The organism is Salinarchaeum chitinilyticum (assembly GCF_055390775.1).
In genome coordinates this window covers 3,113,346-3,138,745 of record NZ_AP043888.1, presented here as the reverse complement: position 1 = coordinate 3,138,745, position 25,400 = coordinate 3,113,346, and the positions used below count along the sequence as shown (strand labels likewise).

Annotated in this window: 20 protein-coding genes, 1 tRNA gene and 1 pseudogene; 8 read left to right on the top strand and 14 right to left on the bottom strand. The window is 65.3% G+C overall.

From position 1 onward, the window contains the following. Positions 1-98: 98 nt before the first annotated feature. The 3 genes from ACZ5KP_RS15260 to ACZ5KP_RS15250 form a co-directional block, all read right to left on the bottom strand. The gene (locus tag ACZ5KP_RS15260; protein WP_460918748.1) at positions 99-3,068 is read right to left on the bottom strand and encodes a PKD domain-containing protein; all 2,970 of its coding nucleotides are present in this window, start codon (positions 3,066-3,068) and stop codon (positions 99-101) included. Further along, complete coding sequence (locus tag ACZ5KP_RS15255) at positions 3,065-4,966, bottom strand: hypothetical protein (protein WP_460918747.1); 1,902 nt, start codon at positions 4,964-4,966, stop codon at positions 3,065-3,067. The genes ACZ5KP_RS15260 and ACZ5KP_RS15255 overlap by 4 nt, the downstream gene beginning before the upstream one ends. 237 nt (positions 4,967-5,203) lie before the next feature. Further along, on the bottom strand, positions 5,204-5,791 hold the full coding sequence (locus tag ACZ5KP_RS15250) for a DUF2150 family protein (RefSeq protein ID WP_460918746.1): 588 nt from the start codon (positions 5,789-5,791) through the stop codon (positions 5,204-5,206). Between the two features lie 1,095 nt (positions 5,792-6,886). On the opposite strand from ACZ5KP_RS15250, the gene purD reads away from it, so the two are divergent. The 3 genes from purD (at position 6,887) to ACZ5KP_RS15235 (ending at position 10,177) form a co-directional block, all read left to right on the top strand. After that, positions 6,887-8,209: a phosphoribosylamine--glycine ligase gene (gene purD, locus ACZ5KP_RS15245; RefSeq protein ID WP_460918745.1), complete on the top strand. Its 1,323-nt coding sequence runs from the start codon at positions 6,887-6,889 to the stop codon at positions 8,207-8,209. A 107-nt stretch (positions 8,210-8,316) separates the two neighbouring features. Further along, the gene (gene dph5 / locus ACZ5KP_RS15240) at positions 8,317-9,114 is read left to right on the top strand and encodes a diphthine synthase (protein ID WP_460918744.1); all 798 of its coding nucleotides are present in this window, start codon (positions 8,317-8,319) and stop codon (positions 9,112-9,114) included. Between the two features lie 82 nt (positions 9,115-9,196). After that, complete coding sequence (locus ACZ5KP_RS15235) at positions 9,197-10,177, top strand: PLP-dependent cysteine synthase family protein (protein ID WP_460918743.1); 981 nt, start codon at positions 9,197-9,199, stop codon at positions 10,175-10,177. Positions 10,178-10,206: 29 nt separating this feature from the next. On the opposite strand, the gene ACZ5KP_RS15230 is transcribed toward ACZ5KP_RS15235, so the two are convergent. From ACZ5KP_RS15230 to ACZ5KP_RS15215, 4 genes are all read right to left on the bottom strand, one after another. Next, positions 10,207-10,623 carry a CoA-binding protein gene (locus ACZ5KP_RS15230; protein ID WP_460918742.1) on the bottom strand — a complete coding sequence of 139 codons (417 nt, stop codon included), beginning with the start codon at positions 10,621-10,623 and terminating at the stop codon, positions 10,207-10,209. A 48-nt stretch (positions 10,624-10,671) separates the two neighbouring features. Beyond that, a complete protein-coding gene (locus tag ACZ5KP_RS15225) occupies positions 10,672-11,304 on the bottom strand; it encodes an RAD55 family ATPase (RefSeq protein ID WP_460918741.1) in 633 nt (210 codons plus the stop codon). 193 nt (positions 11,305-11,497) lie between these two features. Further along, on the bottom strand, positions 11,498-12,343 hold the full coding sequence (locus ACZ5KP_RS15220) for a geranylgeranylglycerol-phosphate geranylgeranyltransferase (protein ID WP_460918740.1): 846 nt from the start codon (positions 12,341-12,343) through the stop codon (positions 11,498-11,500). A 201-nt stretch (positions 12,344-12,544) separates the two neighbouring features. Beyond that, positions 12,545-13,945, bottom strand: a complete 1,401-nt coding sequence (locus tag ACZ5KP_RS15215; RefSeq protein ID WP_460918739.1) for a receiver/sensor box histidine kinase — start codon at positions 13,943-13,945, stop codon at positions 12,545-12,547. Positions 13,946-14,128: 183 nt separating this feature from the next. On the opposite strand from ACZ5KP_RS15215, the gene ACZ5KP_RS15210 reads away from it, so the two are divergent. The 3 genes from ACZ5KP_RS15210 (at position 14,129) to ACZ5KP_RS15200 (ending at position 16,759) form a co-directional block, all read left to right on the top strand. Continuing rightward, positions 14,129-14,203: transfer RNA gene (locus ACZ5KP_RS15210), tRNA-Arg, on the top strand. Between the two features lie 262 nt (positions 14,204-14,465). Further along, positions 14,466-15,233, top strand: coding sequence for a pirin family protein (locus ACZ5KP_RS15205; protein ID WP_460918738.1), 768 nt, complete (start codon positions 14,466-14,468; stop codon positions 15,231-15,233). Between the two features lie 353 nt (positions 15,234-15,586). Continuing rightward, positions 15,587-16,759, top strand: a complete 1,173-nt coding sequence (locus tag ACZ5KP_RS15200; RefSeq protein ID WP_460918737.1) for a tubulin/FtsZ family protein — start codon at positions 15,587-15,589, stop codon at positions 16,757-16,759. A gap of 178 nt (positions 16,760-16,937) precedes the next feature. Here ACZ5KP_RS15200 and ACZ5KP_RS15195 read toward each other — a convergent pair. Beyond that, a pseudogene (locus ACZ5KP_RS15195) lies at positions 16,938-17,136 on the bottom strand (LLM class flavin-dependent oxidoreductase); the annotation flags it as partial. Positions 17,137-17,279: 143 nt separating this feature from the next. On the opposite strand from ACZ5KP_RS15195, the gene ACZ5KP_RS15190 reads away from it, so the two are divergent. Beyond that, positions 17,280-17,672, top strand: coding sequence for a hypothetical protein (locus ACZ5KP_RS15190; protein WP_460918736.1), 393 nt, complete (start codon positions 17,280-17,282; stop codon positions 17,670-17,672). 48 nt (positions 17,673-17,720) lie between these two features. On the opposite strand, the gene gatA is transcribed toward ACZ5KP_RS15190, so the two are convergent. Further along, positions 17,721-18,989: an Asp-tRNA(Asn)/Glu-tRNA(Gln) amidotransferase subunit GatA gene (gene gatA, locus ACZ5KP_RS15185; protein WP_460918735.1), complete on the bottom strand. Its 1,269-nt coding sequence runs from the start codon at positions 18,987-18,989 to the stop codon at positions 17,721-17,723. 1 nt (position 18,990) lies between these two features. Next, a complete protein-coding gene (gatC, locus tag ACZ5KP_RS15180) occupies positions 18,991-19,269 on the bottom strand; it encodes an Asp-tRNA(Asn)/Glu-tRNA(Gln) amidotransferase subunit GatC (protein WP_460918734.1) in 279 nt (92 codons plus the stop codon). Between the two features lie 381 nt (positions 19,270-19,650). Between gatC and ACZ5KP_RS15175 the strand changes: the two genes are divergently transcribed. Next, positions 19,651-20,622, top strand: coding sequence for a transcription initiation factor IIB (locus ACZ5KP_RS15175; RefSeq protein ID WP_460918733.1), 972 nt, complete (start codon positions 19,651-19,653; stop codon positions 20,620-20,622). A gap of 70 nt (positions 20,623-20,692) precedes the next feature. Here ACZ5KP_RS15175 and ACZ5KP_RS15170 read toward each other — a convergent pair whose 3' ends face one another. Genes ACZ5KP_RS15170 through ACZ5KP_RS15155 form a run of 4 tightly spaced genes read right to left on the bottom strand, consistent with a single transcriptional unit; the run spans position 20,693 to position 25,392 of the window. Further along, positions 20,693-22,108, bottom strand: a complete 1,416-nt coding sequence (locus ACZ5KP_RS15170) for an ABC transporter ATP-binding protein (protein WP_460918732.1) — start codon at positions 22,106-22,108, stop codon at positions 20,693-20,695. After that, entirely contained in the window at positions 22,101-23,345 is a 1,245-nt protein-coding gene (locus ACZ5KP_RS15165; RefSeq protein ID WP_460918731.1) for an ABC transporter ATP-binding protein, read from the bottom strand. Before ACZ5KP_RS15165 ends, ACZ5KP_RS15170 begins: the two co-directional genes overlap by 8 nt. After that, entirely contained in the window at positions 23,345-24,361 is a 1,017-nt protein-coding gene (locus ACZ5KP_RS15160) for an ABC transporter permease (RefSeq protein WP_460918730.1), read from the bottom strand. The genes ACZ5KP_RS15165 and ACZ5KP_RS15160 overlap by 1 nt, the downstream gene beginning before the upstream one ends. Beyond that, the gene (locus ACZ5KP_RS15155; protein ID WP_460918729.1) at positions 24,361-25,392 is read right to left on the bottom strand and encodes an ABC transporter permease; all 1,032 of its coding nucleotides are present in this window, start codon (positions 25,390-25,392) and stop codon (positions 24,361-24,363) included. Before ACZ5KP_RS15155 ends, ACZ5KP_RS15160 begins: the two co-directional genes overlap by 1 nt. Between the last annotated feature and the right edge of the window lie 8 nt (positions 25,393-25,400).

Genomic DNA, 25,400 nt, shown 5'->3' with positions numbered 1-25,400 from the left:
CGTCGTATTGACCGCCCTCGTACATAGAGACTGTTGTGGAATTACACACAATACCGAGACGCTCCGGCGCTTTTTCAGCTCGAGAGCCTGAACAGTGGTCAGCCGACGATGTCGATTCGCTCCACGGAGGGCGTCGTCGCTGTATCGGACGAAGCGAGCTCGATCGATAGCTCGAACTTCCGGCTCGCCGAGGACAGGCCGGTCACCGCGTAGGACGACGTACCGCTGGCGAGCTCGATCTCGTCGGAGCTCTCCTCCATCGTCCCGTCACCGTCGGGATCGGAGTGAACGGTAACGGTCGCGGTAGTGCCAGCTGGGAGCGAGGCACTGACGTTCGCAAGCGTGAGCGACGACGGGTCAATGGCGGTATCGAACGACCGCGCACTCGTCCGTAGGGAGCCCGACGAGGCGGCGTCGTAGAGGCTCGTGACTTCGTCGTCCGTCACCACGCGATCGTAGACGACGAGGTCCTCGAGGCGACCGTCGAAGGAGGTACCGGAGTTCTCGATACGGCCAATGCTCGCGAACGTCGTACCGATCTCCCCGGCGCGAGACGTGGCAGTGTCTTCGAGCACGCCGTCGACGTAGACCTGTACCTCGCCGCTGCTCTGCTCGCGGGTCAACACGACGTGGTGCCAGGTCCCGTCGTCGATCTGCGTCGAACTCTTGGCTGCCGGCTGGTCGCCCGCCTGGATGCCGATCTGGCCGTCGGCGTCGATCCAGCCCCAGAACACGTCGTCGCCGTTCCCAGCGCTCTCGACACCGGTGATGCCAGGCGCCTGGTACATCGTATCACTCCCGGCCTGCTCGGTGTTGACCCAGACCGAGAGCGTTGCCGTTCCGCGGAGTGCTGCGAGGTCCGTCGCACCGCCGACGTACTCGCCATTGTCGGCGTCGAACTCGTAGGCGGAGGTCCCGAGCGTCCCCGGCTGGCCGATAGCGGCCCCTTCGACCGTCCCGTCGTTTTCGCCGACAACGTCCGTGACGGTCGATCCCGAATCCTCGTCCAGCGGCCAGTACGCAATCGGCGATGGACCCCACTGCCCGGCCGTCGGGTAACCGAGCTGGACACTGCCTGCGTCTCGGTCGCCGAAGGACTCGTGGACGACCCCGCTCTCGGACACTGCACCATCCCAGTCGCTGGCAGCAGTCCAGACGACGCGTTGCTGTGACCGATAGAGTCGATTCGCAGGGAGCTGTTGCTTCGCGGTCGAATCGGACTCGTACGACGCCGAGAGTGTCTGCTGACCGGCCCGTTCGAAGTAGCGCACGGTCACGTTGTGGTAGCCGGCTTCGAGCGCGATCGTTCCGGATGCCTCCTGTGCGGGATGCTGGCCACGGTTGTCGACGACCTCGATGCCATCGACGGTGAGCACCGAGCCGTCGTCGGAGTTCGTGTAGAACGTGTAGGTATCGTTCTCGGGAACCTCGAGATATGTCTGGTAGCGGAACGCGAAGTCGTCCTCGCGGTTGTCCGGATCGAGGTCGATCCCGTCGGTGGTTCCCGTGCGCGTCGGCGACGACCAGTCTACGTCCGTCAGGGCTCCGTACTGATCGGCGGCCTCGTAGTACTGGTAGGAGACGCCCTGGACGACAGTGCCTGGGGAAACGGCCGGCTCGAAGGAACTGGCAGTGACCGTCTGCTCCGCGGTGTCCGTTCCACCGCCGTCGCCGGTCACAGTGAGCGTCGCGGTGTACTCCCCTGCACCGTCGTACGTGTGCTCGACGGACTGACCGGTCGCGGTGGTTCCGTCGCCGAATTCCCACTCGTAGCTCGCGATCGCGCCGCCGGGGTTGCTCGACCCGCTGGCGTCGAACGAGCAGATCGGCCCGCTACACGAGGTGGCGAACGTCGCGATCGGCGAGTCGGTGCGGTAGAGCGCACTTGCGGGGACGACGCCACTCGTGACGCCGGGGCCCTCCCATTCGACCTCGAGTCCCTGCTGGCCGCCGTGCTCGAACATCAGGACGGTGATCTCGTGCTTTCCGGCTTCCAGCCCGATCGTGCCCGATCGAGTCTGGTTCGCGTGCGTGCCACCGTTGTCGACGACGAGTTCGTCGCCGACGTACAGCTCGCTGCCGTCGTCGGAGGTCGTCGAAAGCGTATACTCACCGTTCTCGGGGACCTCGATGTACCCAGTAAAGCGGAAAGCGAACTCGTCTTCGCGATGGTCGGGATCGAGGTCGATACCGTCGGTCACGCCCGTACGGGCCGGCGTCTCAGCGCCGAATTCCGGCATAGTGGCGTACTCGGTGTCCGCCTCGTAGTACTGGTAGTTCACGCCACTGACGGGATTCTCGGGGTCGTCCGGCGCCCGGAGATTGTTCACCGTAATCGTTCTGTTCGTCGAGGCACTGTTGCCCTGGTCGTCGGTGACGGTCAGGGTGACATCGTAGCCCCCGGCGCTGTCGTAGGTGTGGCTGACCGTCTCGCCGGTCGCAGTGGTTCCGTCGCCGAACGACCACTGGTAGGACGCGATCGATCCGTCCGGGTCGCTGGAGCCGCTCGCGTCGAACGTGAGCGACTGGCCGGGTTCGGGATCCGCGGGCGAGACGGTGAACGAGGCCGTCGGCGCGCTTCCGGAGCCGTCGCCGCCATCGTCACCCCCATCCCCACCGTCGGACGGCACGTCCAGATACTGCCTGTGGACGATCGTGCCAGACCCCTCGTCGACGATGAGAATCTCGAAGGCGCCGGTGCCGAGGCCGTGGCGTCGCTCGAACGTCTCGGTGGGCTCGAAACGATCGTCGCCGTCGCCGGTGACGTTCGCTGCGTCGAACCCGTACCGTTCGGTCTGGGATCCCTTGCGGAGGATCAGCGTGAGATCGCCCAGCGAGATCGGTTCGCCCAGCGCGTGGGTCACCCGAACGTGGCTCCCATTGAGTTCGACCTCGGTTTCGGCCAGTGTGCCCGAGGAGTCGGCCTGTTCGGAGACAGACCCGAGGAAGAAGACGCCGATCGTCGTCACCGTGAGGATGATGAAGGCGGTGAGGATGACGACGCCGACGACGGAGGACTGGGCGCGATTCTGATTGGAATCTCGGTCGACTCTCCGATCCGATGTCACGGCCCTGAGTATACCCCCGATCCCTCCGCATTGTCAGTTTCAGTCACGATGTCAACGACGGCCCCATTAGCGCCACGAAGGACGTATCCGATTCGGTAGTCCTGATTTCCACCGTAGCCAAGCTGGATGTTCCGGTTATTTCTACTGCGTTGTGAGAAGCGACCGATGCCACTCTCCCCAGACCCGGGGACGTTCAGCGCATGAGCGATGACCTCGCTAAAGCTTCCACTCTGAGAAACATCGTATGTGTATCTGTAACGAGGGCTGCCATCTTGTGACCAGTCTGTGATAGTCCAGCTCTGGAACTGGGCAGTCTGTGAAGTAGCTAGATCGTCATTTTCCACCGGATTTTGTCCATTGGCTGTATCCTGGGCGGTCGTTGAGGAGGCAACATACTCGTCGCCGTTCGAATCGGTGTAAATAACCTCATACACGATTTCGAACGACGTGCCGCTACCATACGTGGGACCGAGGAGAACACCTCCCATGGTACTCGACCGCTCGAACGGTACTTCATTGCCATCGCTTCGGACGAAAGTGACGTCCACTCGTTCGAACGAATCATTCGCGCCTTGAACGTTGTACGAAGCGATTAACCGAACGTTCCCCTGGCTTTGGCCAGTCAGATCGTCGATTCTCGTCTGGATAGACGGTCCGCTATCGGCAGGGATATTGGTAATAGTAATCTCGAGCAAATCACCTCCACCGCCGCTAGTCGCCGACAATGTCACCGTACCCTCGGCGTTGGCTTGGAGGGTCGTCGAGACTCTTCCGTTCGAGTCGGTCTGATCAGACGTAGGGGTCAGGGTACCAACGCTGTCGTCGTTCGATCCGAACTGGATCTCGAATCCTTCCGGAAGACCGCTATCAGCAAACAGATCCAGTGTATCGTCCCCGCTCGCTCCAACGTCCCACGTACACGAATTTGACCCACAGTTCACGCCCTCTTGATCCGGATTCGCCCAGTCGACCGAGTAAGCGCCACCTCCACCACCGCTCCCGTTACCACTCTCATGTTGCACATTGTACCGACTCGACTCCGGAACGCCGTTCCCGATGCCGACCATCGCCATCTGGAGGTCGTATCTCGACTGGGCCAGCTCGACGCGGATCGTCTGTGCAGCAGCGTTCCAGCCGACGACCGACGCGTCATCGTTCTCCGCGAATGTTGCATTCCAGACGTCTGGATTGGCGGTCGGCAGCGTGATAGTGATCGGTTTATTGTTCTCTTGCTGTATCTCGATCGTATCCGTCGGGCCGCTCACGGTTCTGGGATCGAGCGTGAACGTGCCCGAGCCCTGTTGGCTGACGTTCCCGCGGAGAATCGTCAGCGTAAGCGAGCCGCCGTTGACGATGTTCTGGGGCGAGATCGCCCGGCTGGCGCCGTTTGAGAACGTGTCGTAGGCGAGGGAGTGCTCGACGAAGGTCGTCGGAGCGCCGTCGAACTCGGTGTAGTCCGGGTCGTAGAAGACGTGTGAGGTAGTGTGGTTCGAAGTGAGAAGATTCTCTACTTTGGAATCGTTTTCGAACTCGTCCAGATTTGTGACCGTAGCGTTCTGAATTGAGATTTCACCGATCGATTCCGTCCTGAGGGTTCCCTTCGGTGGCGGCGGATTCACGAAAATCGAGCGCGGGGGATACTGCGTCCCCATCTTCACGGACACCGACTGCGTGGAGTCCTGCTGCCCGACCTCCGTGATCGCGTTCCGGAGGTCGATCATGTCCTGGTGGACCTCCTGGTTGTGGTTGAACTCCACGTCAGCGTTCTGATCGGGCACCACCTGCACCTGGTACATGGTGATCGCGATGACGACGAATCCGAGAAGAATCGCAGCCCCCACCTGCACCGACTGGCCGCGCTCGTCGTGGAGGAGTCGGCCAGGGTGGAGTGGCCGCATTTCAACGTACGTAATCGTGAACGCGGTAAAACATTTGTTGCCCCGCGGGCGCGTACGGTAGGCGCTGAGTACCGTGCGCGGACCAGTGTGCTCAGTGTCGGTGACCGAGCATCGTGATCGGACAGTCAGGAATCCGGAACTGTAGCGAGTCAGTCCCAGACAGTTCAGCGACTCGCAAACGGACAACGGAGCGCAGCGTCTCGGTCGATGGAAACGTCACCCCCGCGGGACGTTCGCTCAGTTCTCGGCTTCTTCTTCCTCGACGACCTCGGGGTCGCTCATCGCGCTCTGGAGGCTGTCGAGCCCGTTGATCCACTCAGTGACGAGCCCGTACTCGAGCTCCTCGGCGACGGAAATGTCGAGCTCCTCGCCGTCGATGACAAGAGTTCCAGCCTGGGCAGCGAAGCCCAGCGCCGCGTCGAGGTCCTCCTCCGCTTCGGCGTCGGCAGCGGCGCGAAGGTATTCGCCGACTTCGGCGTCCTCGGCCGGGCCGCCGACGACGTACTCCTCGGCCGAGTAGAAGACGCACATGAGGCTCGTCTGGACGCCGTCGACGAGGATCGCGGTTTCCTCGTCGTCGAGACCGGGATCGTCGAGGACGACGTCGCGAATGTCCGCGATCTCGTTCATCGCCTCGTCCTCGTCGAGGTGGTCGTCCTCGTAGGCGGTGACGATCTTCGCGATCGCGAGCGCCGCGTCGTCCTGGAGGTTCAACAGGAGCCGCGCGGAGTCCTCGTCCTCGGGATCGATCTCTTCTTGGGATATGCGGTCGATCCAGTTCTGCCAGCGATCCTCGGAGTAGAACTCCTGTGGCGGCTCGCTCATACCCGAGCAAACGGGTGTGCAGTGAAATGCCTTTCTCTGCGGGACGGCGATGGATTTCGAATCGTAACTGCCGGACGGGATTCCGAGGCGCTGGTTACGCTCGTCTGTCGACGGATTCGGGCGCACTGTCCGCGATGGAGTTTCTGACCGACTGGACTACTGAGGAACTCAAATTGGAGCTGTGGAGTAGGCTGGTCCGCGACCGCCTTCGGAAGCCCCCTCCCGCTCAACGATTCTAACTCGCTGTCGTCCGAGAGAGCAAAGCTCTCTCGTGATCACGAAAGACGCTTTGCGTCTTTCGAACGACGCTCCTCGTTCGCTTCGCTCACTTCGGTGCTTACTTCGTTAGAATCGCCGAGCGGTCGGCCCCTTCCGGAGTCCCACCCGACTGGAATTTTCACCGATCGCGAACCCCCGGTGGACCACGTCGGCGCGCGCTGGCGCCGGCTGCGAGCCCCAAAGCGGGCGAGCGGCCGCGCCAGCCAGCGCGCGAGGGCCGAGCGATGCTGGATCGGAGATCCAGCAAGTCTGAGGCTTCGCCTCAGGCAGCGCAACGAAGTGAGCAGCGCAGAAGGCTGGGGAGGAATGAGGTCCGGTGGGTGGGGTGAGCGAAATCTTCGATTTCGCGATCTACGGAAGATCTCCGATCTTCCGGTACTGAGCGAGACCTTCGGTCTCGCGAGGTACGAAGGATCTGCGATCCTTCGATACATCGAAAGGGGCAGGGCGACTCGGCTGTCCCCGGGCGACGGTGAGCCGAGCAACGCGAGGCGAACGTCGAAAGGTGAGCGAAGCGAGCCTTTCGGAATAAGCACCGCAGAGAGCGAGCGCAAGCGACGCGACTGAGGAGCGCAGCGAGCGTCACGCGAACGAAGTGAGTGTGACCTCGAAAGACGAGCGAAGCGAAGTCTTTCGGTGCCCGGGATACCGAGCGCCCTGGGGCTTTCGGAGATCACTGCCATATTTAAAAAACCTCCTCGCGATTCTGATTTCCTCAGTAGTCGAATCTCGCAGATCGAACCGACAGCCGTTCCCTTCAATCTCCAGCCAGCAGGAACGGTAACCTTTACACCCACTCCGCGCCCGAAATCTGCCATGAGCGAGACCGTTCTCCTGGTGGGCGGCGGCGGGCGCGAGCACGCGATCGCCCGGGCAGTCGACGAGAGCGAGCAGGACGTCGAACTGTACGCTGCGGCGAGCAACAAGAACCCGGGCATCGCCGAGCTCGCGTCGGGATTCGTCACCGTCGACGAGACGGACGCCGACTCGATCGTCGACTTCGCCGAGTCCGTCGGCGCAACGCTCGCCGTCATCGGGCCGGAGAGCGCGCTCGCGGCGGGCGTCGTGGACGCACTCGACGACGCGGGGATCTACGCGTTCGGCCCGCGTGAGGCCGAGGCCCGCATCGAGACGGACAAGGCCTACCAGCGGGAGTTCATGCGCGAGAACGACATTCCGGGGACGCCGGACTTCCAGGTGTTCGAGGACCCGGAGGAGGCCGCCGAGACGCTTCGGCGCTACGACGGCGACATGGCGATCAAACCTCGCGGGCTGACCGGCGGGAAGGGCGTCCGGGTCACCGGCGACCAGCTCACCAAGGAGGAGGGCATTGAGTACATCCTCGAGAGCGAGTACGACGAGTTCGTGCTCGAAGAGCGCCTCGTCGGCGAGGAGCTCACCGTCCAGGCGTTCGTCGCCAACGGCTCGGTGCTCATCACGCCCGCCGTCCAGGACCACAAGCGCGCCTACGAGGGCGACGAGGGGCCGAACACTGGCGGTATGGGCTCCTACACGGATTCCACGTTCCAGCTACCCTTCATGACCGAACTCGACTCCGCGGAGGCCCTGACCATCCTCAAGGCCGTCGTCGACGAGCTCCCGGCCTACCGCGGGATCCTCTACGGCCAGTTCATGCTCACGGAGGACGGGCTGAAGGTCGTCGAATTCAACGCGCGCTTCGGCGATCCCGAGGCGATGAACACGCTCCCCGCGCTGGAGACCGACTTCGTCGAGATCATGCAGGCCGCCCGGGATCGCCAGCCGATGCCGGAGATCTCCTTCGCCGAGCAGGCGACGGTCGTCAAGTACGCCGTTCCCGAGGGCTACCCGACCGATCCCGAGGACGGCGCGACCGTCACGATCGACGACGAGGTCATCGCGGACGTAAACCGGGACCACGACGGCGAGGCGCTGCTCTACTACGCCAGCGTCGACGACCGCGAGGACGGCATCTACACGACGACGTCGCGATCCTACGCGGTCGTCGGGATCGCCGACGACATCGAGACTGCCGAGGAGATCGCCGAGGCTGCGCTCGAGGAAGCGGGCACCGAGGGGCTGCGCGTTCGACACGACATCGGAAAGGCAGACCTCGTGCAGTCCCGGATCGACCACGTCGAGGAGCTCCGCGGGGACTGAACGGACGGCTCCCGACTCCGATCGCCTCTTTCCCCCTTTCGGCTATCGAACGATCTGCTACCGACGAACCCGGACCGCTTTTCCCGCCACCCCACGGAGCAGCGACCATGCTCACCTTCGTCGGCCTCGGCCTCTACGACGAGGACTCGATCACGCGCGAGGGCGCGGCCGCGATCGCCGACGCCGACGCCGTCTTCGCGGAGCACTATACCAGCAAGCTGATCGGCGCAACGATCGAGGACCTCGAGGACGACCACGGTGTGACGATCGAGGTCCGGGATCGCGCCGGCGTCGAACAGGATCCCGAGCCGATCCTTACAGCAGCGGCGGAGGGCAACGCCGTCTTCTGCACCGCTGGCGACACGATGATCGCGACGACCCACGTCGACCTTCGGCTCCGCGCCGAGGAGCGAGGGATCGAGACTCGCGTCGTCCACGGCGTCACCGCCCAGGCCGCGGCGAGCTCGCTGACCGGCCTCCAGAACTACCGCTTTGGCCCGTCGACGACGCTACCGTTTCCGGACTCCCACGGCGCGGACGGGCTCCCGGCGAGCGTGACGGACACGATCGACGACAACCGGGAGCGCGGCCTCCATACGCTCGTCTTCCTCGACATCAAGGCCGCAGACGATCGCTACATGACGGCAGATCACGCGGCCTCTCTGCTCGCAGACCCGGACGGCCTGGAGGGCGACCACTCCTACGGGGATCTGCTCGGCGTCGTCGTCGCTCGCGCAGGCAGCCCGGACCCCCTCGTCGCCGCTGCCCCGATCGACGCACTCGCCGAGCGGACGTTCGGCGATCCGTTGCATCTCCTCGTCGTTCCAGGAGACCTCCACGCGCTGGAGGCCGACGCGCTCGAAACGTTCGGCGGTGCGCCGCCTGGGCTGCTCCCGGATCGATAACCTCGCCAGTGCGCACGGTCGGTCCACGGTGCACGACACTGTCGGGATAGCACTTTACCCCGAGCCACGCGTTGTTCCACCGATGACGAGCCACGGGGAGCCACTCGACTCCGTCCTCGAGACCGTCGGCGAGACGCCGCTCGTTTCGGTCCACGCCGCACCGGACGACGTTCCAATCTACGCGAAACTCGAGTCGTTCAACCCCGGCGCCAGCGTCAAGGATCGGATCGGCCAGTACATGCTCGAGGCGATGCTCGATCGCGGCGAGCTCGACCCCGGCGGAACGGTCGTCGAGCCCACCGCAGGCAACACCGGGATCGGCTTCGCGATCGCCGCAGGGCAGCTCGACGTCGAGGCGGTGTTCGTCGTCCCGGAACGCTTCAGCGTCGAGAAACAGCAGCTCATGGACGCGCTCGGCGCGACGGTGATCAACACGCCGACCGACGACGGGATGCAGGGTGCGATCGAGCGCGCTCACGAGCTCGCCGACGAGCTCGACGACGCCGTCGTTCCCCAGCAGTTCACTAACCCGCTCAACGTCGAAGCCCACCGGGAGACGACCGGCCCGGAGATCCTCGACGCCCTCGACGGCGACGTCGGCGCGATCGTCGCCGGCTGTGGCACTGCCGGAACGCTGATGGGCGTCACGAAGGCGGTGCGGGAACGGGTCCCCGACGTCCACGTCGTCGCCGTCGAGCCCGAAGGATCGACGTTCGGCGAGCGGTTCGGCGAGGATCCCGAAGAAGCCGAGTACAAGACCGAGGGGATCGGGACGCACGACGCATCGACGAACGAGCTGTTCGACCCCGACCTCGTCGACGATCTACTCTCGATCCCGGATCGCGACGTGCACGCCGAGATGCGACGGCTCGCTACCGAAGAAGGCCACCTCGTCGGATCGAGCGCAGCCGCGAACAGCCTCGCCGCCCAGCAGGTCGCTCGCGGGATCGATGGCGGAACGATCGACGCGCCACACGACGCCGTCGTCACCGTGTTCCCCGATTCCAGCGAGCGGTACCTCTCGAAGGGCGTCTATCGATCCTTCGAGGAGTGGGAAGGATAGGGGCGCGCTGGACCGTGCCGCCAGCGTCGCTACTCGGCGCGACCCAGCGCCTGGTGTTCGACCTTCATGCAGCGATCCTGGACGACGATCAGCCCGGCCTCGCGAGCACGCTGTGCTGCGTCGTCGTCGCGGATCCCCAGCTGCGTCCAGACGACGTCGACGTCGCCACGTTCGATCGCTGCGTCGACGATCCCGGCGACCTCCTCGCTCGGCCGGAACACGTCCACGATCTCGACGTCGCCGGGAACGTCGGCAAGCGAGTCGTACGCCTCCCGGCCGAAGATCTCGTCGGCGAAGGGATTGACCGGAACCACGTCGAAATCGTGGTCGATGAGGTACTTCGGAACGTCGTGGGCGGCTTTGCCCGGCGAGGTGGAACAGCCGACGACGGCGACGCGATCGAGCGAGAGCACTTCACGGAGCTGTGCGTCGGTCGGTGACGTCATGGCTGTACGGAGGCAGCGCAAGCGTATAAAACAGGGGCAGGAGCGCGCTCAGACGGACTGGATCCCGGCGGTCGTGATCGACTGCTCGCCGGCCTCGTCTTCGTCGACCTCGATCACGCCGTCGAAGAGCTGCTTCAGCGTGTTCATCGTCTGGTCGTCGTGCGCCGTCGAGTCGATGACGTAGAGCCCGAGTGCGTCGGCGCTCTGGACCCGCCCCGTGAACACGTGAAGGAACCGGAACACGGTCTGGAGGTTCGAGTACATCAACAGCGTCGAGATCGAGTGCAACAGGATGCGGTTTCGCTGAACGCCGCGGCCGTCGTAGAACTCCTCGAGGAACTCGGAGAGCTTGATTCCGATCCCGGTCATGTCGACGGGGGAGGAGGCGTACTTCACGCGTGCGGAGTCCTCGACGTCGCCAGCGCCCTGTTGTTTCGTGACGCAGTCGACGACGCCGACCGGGGCGTCCTCGAGGCCGGTGGCGAACCTGCCGTACTCGTCGAAGACTTTCTCGGCGCCGTCCTTGGTCGACACGACGATCACGCCCTCTCCCAGGTCAGTGCCGCGAGCAAGAATCTGGAAGGCGACGCGTCGCTTTCCAGTCATCGGGGGCCCGGAGATGAGGAGGTTCGTTCCGGGGCCGATCTCGGCGTCCGGCAAAACGTCGTCCAGATCGTACATACTGTGGTGGAGTCTCGCTGCTCCGCGGCGACGAGTGTTACTGGAAAATGAGTAGATACCCATATAGTCCTTGTGATCGATACAACCGCTTTCGGGCGTTCGTACACTACTCGAGGACCTGGACGGATCCACCGTGCCACAGACCGCACAATCGTTGCGCGCCGCCGCTGCCTACTGTTGGATTACTGTCCATTCAGGCAGCCGGGACGGCCCGGCCGATCACGAACGCAACTGTCGCGACGAACATGCCGTACTTCAGTATCGACTGCCCCGCAGTCGGGTCCGCGTAGCTTCGATAGCCGGCGTACAACAAGAGGCCGAGCGCAGGGAGCACCACGATCAGGTAGGCCACGCCGAGTGCGTCGAGGAGATAGGGCGCCGGGCTGAGGAGAAGCGCGACGAGCAACAGCCCGTTCGCGAGGTGGAGCGACCGACGCTCACCGACGGCGATCGGCAGCGTCCGGAGCCCCTCGGACCGATCGCCCTCGACGTCTTCGACGTCTTTGACGATCTCGCGGGAGAGCGTCGAGAGCGCGGCGAGCGCGAAGAGCACGAGAGCTGCGGACCCGGGCGTCGCGACCGCTGCCGCACCGAACAGGAACGTGCTGCCACCCAGATAGGCCACGACGGCGTTCCCAGCGCCGGGAAGTCCCTTGAACACCTTCGTGTAGGCGACCAGTGCGACGAGATTCACCACTGCGATCGCGATCGCGAGTGGCGGGAGCGTCAGCGCGAGTCCGACCGCACCCACGAAGAGAGCGGCGCTGAAGAGAAGTGCCCCGCGGGGCGAGACGGCACCGCGTGGGAGCGGTCGCTCCGGTGCGTTGATCTCGTCGATGTCCCGGTCGAAGTAGTCGTTGATGGCGTTACCGGCCGCGACGCCGAACACCGTCGCGACGACCGCCGCAGCGACCGCCGCTGGAGCGTCGAATGCCCCGCCTGTGACGTACGCGCCGACGAACGTTAGAACGCCCGAAGCGACGGCGTTCCCGGCCCTCGTCAGGTCGAAGTAGCCCCGGAGCGTCGCGGCGGCGTCCATGCTCGGTCACTGCGATGGGCAGGGGATAAATGACCCGATGCCCCGACGAACCGGGCGATCGCCGACCCACTCGCGTATCAACACGATTACTCGCTCGTTCGCCCTCTCACGTACCCGCTCACATTCACTCGATCAGATTCACTCACTCACTTGCGATCTCTCTCTCTCTCTCTCTCTCCTGCTCGATCTTTCGAACTTCCGTCACTCGATTTCGATCAGGAACTGGGCGCCGCCGTCGTGTTTGACCGCCCGGATCTCCCAGCCGTGTGCCTCGGCGATCTCGCGAACGATCGAGAGCCCGAACCCGGTGCCGTCGTCGTTCGTCGTGAACCCGTGTTCGAACACGTTTCCGCGGAGGTCGCCCGGAATGCCTGGACCGTCGTCGGTGACCGTGACTCCCTTCAGGTGGGGATCGATTCGCACCGACACGTCCGGACTGCCGTGCTCGACGGCGTTCCGAAAGAGGTTCTCGAAGAGCGCCCGGAGCCGTTCGTGGTCGCCGCGGACCGTCGGGAGGTCACCGAGTTCGAGTGCGGAGCCGCCTTCGACCGTGTCCCACGCGTCGCGAGCCGGATCGGCCAGATCGATGAGCTCGGGGTCGTCGACGACCGACCCCTGCCGAGCGAGTTCGAGGACGTCGTTGATCAGCTCCTCCATCCTGTCGAGCGCCCAGTGCACGTCGGCCTTGGCGTCGGCGTCGCCCTCGAGCTGTTCGACGCGACCCTTCGCGATGCCAAGAGGGTTCCGGAGGTCGTGACTGAGCACGCTCGCGAACCGTTCGAGCCGGTCGTTCTGGCGCTCCAACCCGCGGCGGTGTTGCTCCCGATCGGTGACGTCCACCGTCACGCCGACGATCCCGCGGAGGGTCCCCGCCGAGTCGTACCACGGCGCCTTCGAGGTCGAAACGAACGTTTCGGTGCCGTCGGCCTCCTGCGACCGCTCCAGTTCGTCCACCATCGGCTCGCCGGAGCGAAGAATCCGCGCCTCGTCTTCGACCGTCTTCTCGGCCAGAAAGGTGGGATACAGGTCGAAGTCGGTCTTCCCCAGCACGCTCTCTCCCCTGTGGATGATCTGCCCGTCGGGCGTCTCGGAGTACGGCGGCCCGATCAACCCCGGAAAGTCCTCCGTGACGGCGACGTGGCGCCCCGCAGTGTCCTTGAAGTAAATCGACAGCGATCGGGGCACCATCCCGAGGAGCGCGTCGAGCATCCCCTCAGCGTCGCGTCGGGGATCGCTAGCGGGCCGCACGTCCTCGAGCGCGCGCTCCAGCGCGTCGATGCCCTCGTGCTGTGGGACGTAATCGTCGACGCCGAAGGAGAAGCACCTGGCAGCGAGCCGCTCGCTTCCGGCGCTCGGAAACACGACCAGCGGGAGGAGCGTGTCGATCTCCTGTACAGCTTCGAGCACCGCGAGTGCGTCGAACGCCTCCCGATGATCGACGACGAGACAGTCGATCGACTGCTCGGTGGCGAACGCCACTGCGTCATCGGTCTCGTGGGCGACGTCGACCGGAAAATCCCGGGCCCGCAGTCCCTCGACCGCGTCGCTTGTCTGCGCGTCGTCGGGGCCCACGTATCCGACCGAGAGACGACGCGTTCGCATGGAATCCAGTTCGTGCTGATCCGGTTTAACATTGCTTGCCGACAGTTCATACGGCAAATGTCGTTACCGATCACCGCTGCGAAGGGCGACGGTACATTCGTAGCGAGACGTGCCCCCGCACTGGGCTGGAAAACGAACCGCGAACCGTCGCGCTTAAACGGGACCTGGATGTACGAAAGCGTAGGGCGCTTAGCTCAGTCTGGATAGAGTGCTTGGCTTCGGACCAAGCTGTCGCGGGTTCAAATCCTGCAGCGCCCATCCAGTTGCTCCACGAATCGACTCCAATTAGAATTATCGAGTAGAAGCGTCTCCTCGACCGGTTCCGGCAGAATTGCCGAACCGAATTCGCTGTCCGAAAAGCGAGTTCGTTCTGGTCCAGCCCGCGGACCGTCTCCGTCGTGCGATTCCGAGTTGCAAGGGCGGCGTTCTGGGGTGGAGCGTAATGGAGAACCGCCAGAACCCTGCAGCCAGAATTTCCGGGCGCCGAACGCCTTTCCCCCTCGACAGCCTACAAGACACAATGAGCGATCCAGCACAGACCACCCAACCAGGAATCCACACCTCCCCGCGCACCGACGTCTCGCAGAACCAGGGCAAGTTCAGGATTCACTTCAACTTCCCGGGCCGTGCGGTTCCCGACCACGACGACCACGGCTACGGTCCCCTCGCCACGGTCGTCGAGTCGTTCATGGATCCGGGGACGCTGATCCAGATGCACCAGCACCGCAACGAGGAGATCGTCTCGTGGGTGCCGGCGGGCGTGATGCGCCACGACGATCGTCAGGGGAACGAACTCGTCACCGATCCCGAGCATCTGCTGGTGATGAACGCCGGGAGTGGGTTCTGGCATGCCGAGGAAACGTTATCGGAGGACCCGCCGCTGCGAATGCTGCAGATCTTCGTCCGCCCGCACAGTCTGGATCTCGAACCCGGGATCCAGCACAAGCCGATTCCGGAGCCGACGCCGAACGAGTGGCGCCACCTCTTCGGGCCGACGGACGGCGACGCGCCGCTGTCGGTGCGGAACGAGGTACAGTGCTACGACTGTCGACTCGAGGCGGGTGCGACCACCGAGCTTCCGTCGCGAGGGGATCGAGACGTGTACTGCTACGTGTTCGACGGCGCTGTGACCGTCGGCGAGGACGAGGCACCCCTCGGATATACGGAGAGCGCTCTCATCACTGGTGCGGCGGAAGTCCCCGTGACGGCGACGGAAGATTCCACGCTCGTCGCCTTCGCGATCGATCCCGACGCGCCGATCACGCGGCGAGGCACGATCGGCCGCTGAGAGCGGCGATCGAGCGGCGACGGAGCGTACATCGCTCCGCTCCACCCACGAACAGACCGAGAGCGTCGCCACTCTCCATCGTAGAAACGAGCCGGAGACCGGCTCGTCGCTTCCTAAATGATCCTGAGGAAGCACTCGAATACGGTCGCCCGCGCTGTATAAGTCCGTGGATCGGGCAGTGGACCCGTGCAGTCAGGAAATCCCTTAGCGTGACGGCACCGTCGGTACGTCGGACCGGGTAATGCCAGCGTTACCAGCCAGCGGCGCTGGCCCGGGATCGCCCCCGACGCCGAACCGATCGCCGGAATAACCGCTCCATTACAATTTGGTAACCCGCCATACCGTCGAGCACGATGAAAATCGCGCTCATCGGATTCGGGAACGCAGGGGGAAAGATCGCCGATGAGCTGTTCGAGCACCAGCTCGATTCCGACCGCGACCTCTGTCGCGCCGTGCTCGCGGTGAACACCGCACAGACGGATCTCGCGAAACTGGACACGATCCCGGAGGCGGACAGGATCCTGATCGGCCAGACCGACGGGAGAGCGAAGGGCCACGGCGTCGGCGCGGATCCCGACCTCGGAGCGGACGTCACCGAGCGCGATCTCCACGAGATCGAGAGCGCGCTCGCGGAGGTTCCGATCTACGACGTCGACGCCTTCCTCGTGATCGCCGGGCTCGGCGGCGGAACGGGGAGCGGCGGTGCACCGGTCCTCTGTGAGAAGCTCGGCGACACCTACGAGGAACCGGTCTACGGACTCGGCGTCCTCCCCAGCAGCGACGAGGGTGGGCGTGCGACGTACAACGCCGCTCGCGCGTTCCCGTCGTTCGTTCAGGCGACGGACAATCTGATCGTCTTCGACAACGACGCCTGGCGAGGCCACGACGACTCCGTCGGTGGCGGCTACGATCGGACGAACCGCGAGATCGCCAAACGCATCGAAACGCTCCTCTCCGCCGGCAACGTCGGCGAGGAGATATCCGAGAACGCGATGGACGCCAGCGACGTGCGACGCACGCTCGGGACCGGCGGGATCAGCTCGATCGCGTACGCCGAGACGGGGATCGATCGCTCGACGTACGAGTCGAGGGGCCTGCTGAACCGCTTTCGATCCAACGGGACGCAGGAGGACACCGACTCGGCGAAGAAGATCAGCGGCCTCGTCCGACAGGCAGTGCAGTCCCGGCTCACCCTGCCGGCGACGATCGAGTCCGCCGAGCGGTCGCTGATCGTCGTCGCCGGCCCGCCACAGGAGTTCTCGCGAAAGGGACTCGAGAGCGCCCGCCGGTGGGTCGAGGATCGCACCGACAGCATCGAAGTCCTCGCGGGGGACAGCCCGACGCCGTCGGCGGACCAGCTCTCCGTGGCGGTGATCGTCTCGAACGTCACCGACGTCGAGCGAATCGATCGCCTCCAGTCGCAGGCACTCGACGCCCAGGAGAACGTCGAGGCACAACGCGAGTCGCGCGACCGGGAGATCGAGGAGCTGATCACCGACGACAACGACGAGATCAGCCCCGTCTGAGGCGTGCAGTCGCCGGTTCGTGCGAGACCGGAGTACCCGACGACAGAATCGCCAGAATCCGCTCACGTCGGCGCCACTCTTCGGTACGAGAACGACGGTAACACGACTCCCGATAGCGATCGACGAGCGCCGCATGGACGTCGCCGATCTGCTGGACGTAGACGGTCGTAGCCGGCGTCGATCGACTCCGTCGCGGCGGCGACGCCACCGAGCGTCGCCCACGCGAACGGCGAGTGGCCCTGTGCACTGACCCAGGGATGGTAGTGGTCCGATATCGAGCGGAAGTCGAACCCCGCCTGCTCGGCCCGGACGGCCTGTTCGACGAGATCGGTCGGACTGTGCTTCTCGCTCGACAGCGTGTAGCCGATGTCTGTCATGATGGGACTGTGTCGCAGTCCCCCGCTTCCCGACACCCTCCGGCCGTCGGACGCATAAGGTCAATCCCGGAGAACTCCCCGAACAGCACCGGTCTGGCGAGACCTCCAGAACGATTATTCCCACAGGTCGCGAACCGCAGACCGTGCCGATCGACCAGCCCGACGATCCCGCGGACGTCTACCTCACGGAGGCCGACGTGGCCATCCTGACGGGGATCGTCGGGCATCCCTACGAGATGCCGACGCTGCCGGAACTCTGCTGGGCGGCCGGCGGTCATGGCCGCGAACTGGTCAAGCGGCGGGTCCACCGGCTCACGGAGCAGGGGCTGCTGGAGGAGGTCCGCTTCGAGGACGGTGCGCCGTCGCCGAAGCTGCCCGATCGGTTCTTCGGAACGACGGCGTTCGGCGACGACGTGCTCGATCGTCGCCTCTCCGCGGAACGCCAGCGCGCGCTCCAGGAGACGTACGCGAGCCTCGACAAACCCGACAGGATCCTGCGGTACGAGCGGGCGCCCCGGCCGCCACGAACGCGGTGAGAATGCCAAAAACGAGGCGATCGGCGGGCGAGCCGATCCCGCTACACCTTACGCCAGCGCGCTGCCGGCTCGGACGATAGTCTCCTCGCCGAACGCGGGCCCAACGAGCTGCAGCCCGACCGGAAGGCCGTCGGTCTCGCCGGCGGGCACGGAGATCGCGGGGAGATCCGCGAGGTTGACCGGCGTCGTGTTCGCGTCCGCGAGATACATCGTGAGCGGGTCGTCGAGCGACTCGCCGAGCTCGAACGGCGGGACCGGCATCGTCGGCGAGGCGAGCACGTCGGCGTCGTCGAGCGCCGAATCGAAGTCCTGTTTGACCCACGCGCGGGCGGCCTGGGCCTGATCGTAGTACTTCTCGTGGTAGCCAGCAGAGAGCGCGTAGGTGCCCAGCAGGATCCGGCGGACGACCTCGTCGCCGAAGCCCTCGCGTCGGGCGTTCGCGAAGGTCTCGTTCCAGTTGCCGTCGAACCCGCCGCCGTGACCGTAGCGGACGCCGTCGAATCGTGCGAGGTTCGAGGACGCTTCGGACATCGCGATCACGTAGTAGGCCTCGACGGCGTGCTCGACCGATGGCAGTGAGACCTCGTGCGTGGAGGCGCCCTGAGCCTCCAGCTCGCCGATCGCGTCCCAGAAGGTCTCGACGACGCCCTCGTGAGCACCGTCGAGGAGTTCGGTCGGGATGCCGATCTCCAGCCCCTCGACGTCGCCGTCCGCAGCAGCGGCGTAGTCGCTGTCGGCGCCGTTCTCGCGGGTCGTCGCGTCGTTGGGGTCCGGGCCGGCGATCACGTCGAGCAGTTCGGCCGCCTCCTCGACGGTCGGCGCGATCGGCCCGATCTGTTCGAGGCTGTTCGCGTACGCGACGAGCCCGTAGCGTGAGACGAGGCCGTACGTCGGTTTGATGCCGACGACGCCACAGAAGGCAGCGGGGCAGCGCACCGAGCCGCCCGTGTCCGTGCCGAGCGCGAGGTCGGCTTCGCCGTCGGCGACGGCAGCAGCGGAGCCACCGGAGGAGCCCCCGGGGACGTGGCCCGGCGCCGCGGGGTTGTCCGTCGGGCCGAAGGCGGAGGTCTCCGTCGTCGTTCCCATCCCGAACTCGTCCATGTTCGTCTTGCCGACGATCGTCGCGCCGGCGTCGAGCAGCGACTCGACGACGGTGGCGTCGTAGGGGGGCACGTACTCCTCGAGCATGGCCGAGCCACAGGTCGTTGGCACGCCCTGCGTCGAGATGTTGTCCTTGACCGCGACGGATGCGTTCGCGAGCGGACCCTCCTCGGCGCCGGCGATCTCCGCCTCGGTGATGAATGCGTCCCGGGCCATCTCAGGAGACGTTGGGGCCCTTGAAGTAGCCGTCCTCGCTCTCGGGGGCGTTCGCGAGAGCGTCGTCCTGGGAGAGCGACGCGCGCTCCTCGTCGGGGCGCATGACGTTGGTCAACTCGGCGTCCCGATCCACGTCGGGCACCTCCTCGAGCGCGTCGAAGGCCTCGAGGATGTCCGCGAACTGCTCGACGAACCGCTCGGCGTCGCCGTCGTCGAGGTCCACCCGTGCGAGGCCAGCGACGTGCTCTACGTCTTCGGTCTCGACGCGTTGCTCGCTCATAACGAGGACCACTTTCGGCCCGGGAGTAAGCGTTTCGAATGGTGGCCCACTCGTTCGACGATCGGCACTGACGAAGCCAAAACCACCGATTCGCCGAGAGCGGCCCTTCGACGGCAGGAGGCACCTGACCGATCCGTTCCTGGCCGAACGTCCAGTTCTCTTCGCTGATCACCACAGGTCACTGTCGCGGGCACAGACCCCCGATTCCGGGCCGGAGCAACGCTCGGAACGTGGATCCATCTCACGATACGGGAAACGGCAGCGAGACGCCACGAATCGGCGCTTGCCGGCGAAATTGGGGCAAAATTGGGCAAAGACCTTAAGTCCCGTCCTGCGCAACAAATAAGGGAGCGGTTTTCCCGAGGGGGATCACCATACACAATGTCAGACGGACGTAGAACCCGGGAACGGGAGCGAGCCGAGACCGAGTCCGAGGAGCAGACGGAGGAGGTCGACGAGACGGTCCAGTGTCCCGAGTGTGGCGGACACCTCGTCAACGACGAGGAGCACGGCGAGACCGTCTGTCAGGACTGCGGCCTGGTCGTCGAGACGGACGAGATCGACCGCGGGCCGGAGTGGCGTGCCTTCGACTCCCGCGAGAAAGACGAGAAGAGTCGCGTCGGCGCCCCCACGACCAAGATGATGCACGACGAGGGGCTCTCGACGAACATCGGCTGGCAGGACAAGGACGCGTACGGCCGCCAGCTATCGAGCCGCCAGCGCGAGAAGATGCAGCGCCTGCGCACCTGGAACGAGCGATTCCGCACGCGGGACTCCAAGGAGCGCAACCTCAAGCAGGCACTCGGCGAGATCGACCGGATGGCGAGCGCACTCGGCCTCCCCGAGAACGTTCGCGAGACAGCCAGCGTCATCTACCGACGCGCGCTCGCGGAGGACCTGCTGCCTGGACGCTCGATCGAGGGCGTTTCGACGGCATCACTCTACGCCGCAGCGCGACAGGCCGGGACGCCCCGAAGTCTCGACGAGATCACCGCGGTCTCCCGCGTCGAGAAGGACGAGATCGCTCGGACCTACCGCTACGTCGTCCGCGAACTCGGCCTCGAGATCAAGCCCGCCGACCCCGAGCAGTACGTGCCCCGGTTCGTCTCCGAGCTCGAACTCTCCGAGGAGGTCGAACGCCGGGCCCGGAAGCTCCTCAAGACCGCGAAAGACGAGGGGATCCACAGCGGCAAGTCGCCGGTCGGCCTCGCCGCCGCAGCCGTGTACGCCGCCTCACTGCTGACCAACGAGAAGGTCACGCAGAACGAGGTCAGCCGCGTCGCGAACATCTCCGAAGTGACGATCCGGAACCGGTACCACGAGCTGCTCGAGGCCGAGGGCGCGATCGCGTAACGGAACGGCCACGCAGCGGAAACGCGGTCAGTGTCGCGTCCGAGGACGATGCAGACGGTTTTTCGACCGATCAGTCGGAGTGAGCACTGTCGCTCCCGCGTTCAGCCGACGGCGGCGCGTCCACGTCCGCGTCCTCGATTTCGGACGTCACCGGACCGGGTTGCTCGTAGAGGTGGCAGGCCACGGGATGGGATCGATTCTGCTGGAGTGCCGGTGAGACGACCTCACAGACGCTCTCGTACCGGTCTCGGAGTATCTCGGCGGCGCGCTCCCAGTCGTCGTAGGACAGCTCTCGGAACGCCGATCGGACGGTGTCGGCGTGGGAAGCCGATAGCTCGTCGTCGAGGAGCCGCTCCTCCAGGCGAGCGACGAACGCGTCGCCGTAGCGGTCCCTGAACGGATCGTCCCGGACGGCATCGTCGTCGAGCAGCCCCCGAAGCGAGGAGGTCCCCGTGTCGGGTTGCTCGTCGGCGACGTACTCCCAGGCGGATTCGAGGTCGATGTCGCGGGACTCGATGCGCTCGCGCACGTCCATGATCTGGCGGTACTCAGACTGCTCGACTGCGACGTCGGCGGGCGGGATCACCGAGGGACAGCGCGTGCGGAAGCGACAGCCACTCGGCGGATTCCGCGGCGAGGGGACGTCGCCGGAGAGCGTCTCGATCTCGCGATCACGCTCGTCCGTGGAAGCGCGAGGAACGCTCTCGAGGAGCGCCTGCGTGTAGGGATGGCTCGGCGATTCGAAGATCTCCGCGACCGGTCCCACCTCGACGAGTTCACCGAGGTACATCACGGCGACGCGATCGGAGATGTGGCGGATGACCGAAAGGTCGTGGGAGATCAGGAGGTAGGTCAGGTCGAACTCCTCCTGGAGCTCCGAGAGCAGGTTCAGGATCTGCGCCTGCACGGAGACGTCGAGTGCGCTCGTCGGCTCGTCGAGCACGATGAAATCCGGCTCGAGCGCCAGCGCCCGCGCGATGCCGATGCGCTGGCGTTGCCCACCGGAGAACTCGTGCGGGTAGCGATCGTACTGGTCGGGACTCAACCCGACGCGATCGAGCAGTTCGCGGACGCGCTCCGTTCGCTCGGCCTTCGTCCCGACGCCGTGCACGTCGAGCGGCTGGCGAACCGTCGCACCGACGGTCATCCGGGGGTCGAGGCTGGAGAACGGATCCTGGAAGACCACCTGTGCGTTCCGGCGGAACGACTTGAGGTCGTCGCCGGAGAGCTCGAGGACGTCCTCGCCGTCGAAGCGGATCGTGCCGCCGGTCGGATCCTGGAGCCGGAGGAGCGTCTCGCCACAGGTCGACTTGCCGCAGCCGGACTCGCCGACGAGCCCGAGCGTCTCGCCTGCCTGGACGTCGAAGCTGACGCCGTCGACGGCTCTGATCGAGACGGGCTCGCCGCCGAGCATCCTGTCGACGAGCGTGTCACGCTCGTAGAAGTGCTTCTCGAGGTCGCGCACCTCCAGCAGTGGTTCAGTCATCGGCGCTCACCTCCTCGCCGCTGGCAGTCTCGGGGCGTTCCCCGTCGTTCGCGTCGGCCGAACCGTCCTCGTCGTCGAAGAACCCGTCCGGAAGCGCCTGCTCCGGTTCGAACGGATGGTCGGCGAGGTAACACGCCGCCGCGTGTTCCTCGCTGCCGGGCCCGGCGAACTCGGGTGGTTTCTCGAGACACTCCTCCATCGCTTTCGGACAGCGATCGGCGAAGTAGCAGCGATCGTCCATCTCGTGATCGAGGAGGCTCGGCACGTTGCCCTCGATGGGCTGGAGCCGCCCGCCCGCGGATTCGAGATCCGGGATCGATCCGAGCAGCCCCTTCGTGTAAGGGTGAGTGGGGTCGTCGAAGACGTCCTCCAGCGTGCCGCGCTCGACGATCTCGCCGGCGTACATCACGCCGACGCGGTCGCACATCCGCGCGATGACGCCGAGGTTGTGGGTGATGAGGAGGATCGTCATCCCCGTCTCCTCCTGGATGTCCCCGAGGATGTCGAGGATCTGGGCCTGGATCGTGACGTCGAGTGCCGTCGTTGGCTCGTCGGCGATCAGGAGCTCCGGCTCGCCGGCGAGCGCCTGTGCAATCATCGCGCGCTGGAGCATTCCGCCGGAGTACTCGTGTGGGAGCGCTTCCGCGCGCTCGGCAGGGTCCGGAATCCCGACGAGTTCGAGCAGCTCGATCGCCCTCGCCTCGCTCTCCTCGGAGAGGTATCCCTTTCCGGGAACGGCACTGCCGAGCAGGAACTTGCCCAGGCCGTACGACTGCGTCCGCGACCGGGTGGATCGGGGGTTCGCGCTCGCACGACGCTGGACCTCCACGGCCTCGGCGATCTGCTCGCCGACGGGAAGGGACGGGTTGAGACTGCTCGCGGGGTCCTGGAAGATCGTCGCGAAGTCGGGACCGCGGAGCGCTCGACGGTGTCGCTCCGGGAGCTGCCGGACGTCGACGTACTCGCCGTCGACGGCCGCAGGGTCGTTCTCGCTGGCCGATTCCGCGAGCTCGGCGTTCCGGTACTGGATTTCGCCGTCGACGATCTGGCCGGGGTCCTCGACGAGATCGACCAGGGAGAGCGCCGTGACGCTCTTGCCCGATCCGGACTCGCCGACGATCCCGAGCACCTCGCCGTCGCGCACGTCGAAGGAGACGCTCTCGACGGCGTTGACCTGCCCCTCCTGGGTGAAAAAGCGGGTCGTCAGGTCGCGAACGCGAAGGAGGTCGCGGGCCATCAGACACCGCCCTCCCCCTGGTCGATGCCAGGATCGAGTGCGTCGCGGAGCCAGTCGCCGACGAGGTTGATCCCGACGACGGCGACGACGATCGCGGCGCCGGGCACGGTCGCGATCCACCACGACGAGGAGAGGTAGTCCCGCCCCTGCGCGATGTCGAGCCCCCAGGAGAGGTTCGCCCCGGAGAAGCCGAGGAAGGACAGCGAACTCTCCAGCAGGATGATCGCCGCGATCTGGATCGTCCCGAGCACCAGGATCGGCGTCAGGCTGTTCGGAAGGACGTGGCGCCAGAGAATCTCGAAGTCCGAGGCGCCCACGCTACGGGCGGCCTTGACGTACTCCTCGTTGCGCACGCGCAACGCTTCGCCACGGGCGACGCGTGCGAACCAGACCCAGTTCACGAGCGCCACGACCGCGATGATCGTGACCGGGACGACGATCGTCTCTGGCATCCCGGGGGTTATACCGAGTTCGTGGAAGGGGTCGGGGATCGGTTGGGACTGCTGGCCCCAGAGACCGACGAGTGCGATCGCGAGCACGAGCGACGGGAACGCCAGCATGACGTCCGCAGCTCGCATGAGCGCGTCGTCGACGCGTCCGCCGTAGAAGCCCGAGACGAGGCCGACGATGACCCCGAACATCGCGGCGAGTGCCGTTCCGCCGATGCCGACGATGAGGGACGTTCGAGCGCCGAACAGCGCACGGGAGAGCACGTCACGGCCGACGTGATCGGTCCCGAGTGGATGCTCCGTCTGGGCGTTCACCTTGATCTCCTCTTCCACGATCTTGATCTCGCCGCCCTCCATCACGGTGGTTGACTCGGTCCGCGTCTCGCTGAATCCAAGCGGCGGGAGATTCGCCTCGCCCGGGCTGGTCTCCGTCGGATCGTGTGGTGCTAACAACGGCGCGAACGTCGCGGCGAGGAGCACGAACAGGATCAACACCACGCCCAGTTTCGCGAGGTGACTCCGCTTGAGTTCGACTTTCAGATTTCGCCAGGTTCGATCCGAGACCATTATTCGTACCCCACCTGCGGGTTCAGGTAGCCGTAGACGACGTCGACGGCGACGTTGATGACGACGAAGCTCACGCCGATGACGATGAGCGACGCCTGGATGATCGGCCAGTCACGGCTGTTGATCGCGTCGATCAGGAGCGACCCGAGGCCCGGCCACGCGAACACCGCCTCCGTGATCACCGCGCCACCGATGAGCGTCCCGAGCTGGAGCCCAAGGACGGTAAGGATCGGGATCAGCGTGTTCCTGAGTGCGTGCCGATAGCGCACGAGCGTCTCGGGGAGCCCTTTCGCCCGGGCAGCAGTGACGTACTCCTTGCCCAGCTCGTCGAGCATCCCGCTCCGCGTCAGCCGCGTGATCAGGGCGGTGAAGTAGGTGCCGAGCGTGATCGCCGGCAGCGTAATGTGCCAGAGCCACGTCCCCATGTCGTCGGCGAACGCACGGGCATCGAGCGGCACCGAAAGTGACGGCGAGCTGAGATTTACGTGAATCAAATGGCTCCACGCCTCGAGGAACCCGACTGGACGCTGGCTCGTCGGGAACAGGTCCAGCTGGACCGACATGAACAGCACGAGCATGATCCCCAGCCAGAAGTTCGGCGTCGAGATGCCGACCAGCGAGAACAGGGTCGCCCCGTAGTCCGCCGGACTGTGTCGGCGGGTCGCCGCGACCACGCCGAGCGGGATTGAGAGGACGATCGCCACGATACTCGAGGCGACGGCCAGCTCGACGGTCGCCGGAATGCGATCCCAGACGAGGTCGCTAGCTGGCAGTCCTCGCTGGTACGAGTAGCCCATGTCTCCCTGGAGCAGGCCAGCGAGGTAGTCGAAATACTGCACGTAGATCGGCTCGTTCAATCCCAGGTCTTCCGCGATCCGTTGCCTGAGCTCGGGACTGGCGTCCAGCGGGGCGATGAACGTGACCGGATCGCCTGGCGAGACGACCCGGAGCAGGAAAACTACGGTAATAACTCCCCAGACGACGAGGATACCCTGCAGTGATCGTCTGACGAGGAAGCGTCCCAGCGACATCGGTCGCT

Excerpts from the sequence above, each read along its gene's own strand:
- ACZ5KP_RS15255 (WP_460918747.1), bottom strand. The coding sequence starts at position 4,966 with ATGCGGCCACTCCACCCTGGCCGACTCCTCCACGACGAGCGCGGCCAG.
- ACZ5KP_RS15250 (WP_460918746.1), bottom strand. The coding sequence starts at position 5,791 with ATGAGCGAGCCGCCACAGGAGTTCTACTCCGAGGATCGCTGGCAGAAC.
- purD (WP_460918745.1), top strand. The coding sequence starts at position 6,887 with ATGAGCGAGACCGTTCTCCTGGTGGGCGGCGGCGGGCGCGAGCACGCG.
- dph5 (WP_460918744.1), top strand. The coding sequence starts at position 8,317 with ATGCTCACCTTCGTCGGCCTCGGCCTCTACGACGAGGACTCGATCACG.
- ACZ5KP_RS15235 (WP_460918743.1), top strand. The coding sequence starts at position 9,197 with ATGACGAGCCACGGGGAGCCACTCGACTCCGTCCTCGAGACCGTCGGC.
- ACZ5KP_RS15230 (WP_460918742.1), bottom strand. The coding sequence starts at position 10,623 with ATGACGTCACCGACCGACGCACAGCTCCGTGAAGTGCTCTCGCTCGAT.
- ACZ5KP_RS15225 (WP_460918741.1), bottom strand. The coding sequence starts at position 11,304 with ATGTACGATCTGGACGACGTTTTGCCGGACGCCGAGATCGGCCCCGGA.
- ACZ5KP_RS15220 (WP_460918740.1), bottom strand. The coding sequence starts at position 12,343 with ATGGACGCCGCCGCGACGCTCCGGGGCTACTTCGACCTGACGAGGGCC.
- ACZ5KP_RS15215 (WP_460918739.1), bottom strand. The coding sequence starts at position 13,945 with ATGCGAACGCGTCGTCTCTCGGTCGGATACGTGGGCCCCGACGACGCG.
- ACZ5KP_RS15205 (WP_460918738.1), top strand. The coding sequence starts at position 14,466 with ATGAGCGATCCAGCACAGACCACCCAACCAGGAATCCACACCTCCCCG.
- ACZ5KP_RS15200 (WP_460918737.1), top strand. The coding sequence starts at position 15,587 with ATGAAAATCGCGCTCATCGGATTCGGGAACGCAGGGGGAAAGATCGCC.
- gatA (WP_460918735.1), bottom strand. The coding sequence starts at position 18,989 with ATGGCCCGGGACGCATTCATCACCGAGGCGGAGATCGCCGGCGCCGAG.
- gatC (WP_460918734.1), bottom strand. The coding sequence starts at position 19,269 with ATGAGCGAGCAACGCGTCGAGACCGAAGACGTAGAGCACGTCGCTGGC.
- ACZ5KP_RS15175 (WP_460918733.1), top strand. The coding sequence starts at position 19,651 with ATGTCAGACGGACGTAGAACCCGGGAACGGGAGCGAGCCGAGACCGAG.
- ACZ5KP_RS15170 (WP_460918732.1), bottom strand. The coding sequence starts at position 22,108 with ATGACTGAACCACTGCTGGAGGTGCGCGACCTCGAGAAGCACTTCTAC.
- ACZ5KP_RS15165 (WP_460918731.1), bottom strand. The coding sequence starts at position 23,345 with ATGGCCCGCGACCTCCTTCGCGTTCGCGACCTGACGACCCGCTTTTTC.
- ACZ5KP_RS15160 (WP_460918730.1), bottom strand. The coding sequence starts at position 24,361 with ATGGTCTCGGATCGAACCTGGCGAAATCTGAAAGTCGAACTCAAGCGG.
- ACZ5KP_RS15155 (WP_460918729.1), bottom strand. The coding sequence starts at position 25,392 with ATGTCGCTGGGACGCTTCCTCGTCAGACGATCACTGCAGGGTATCCTC.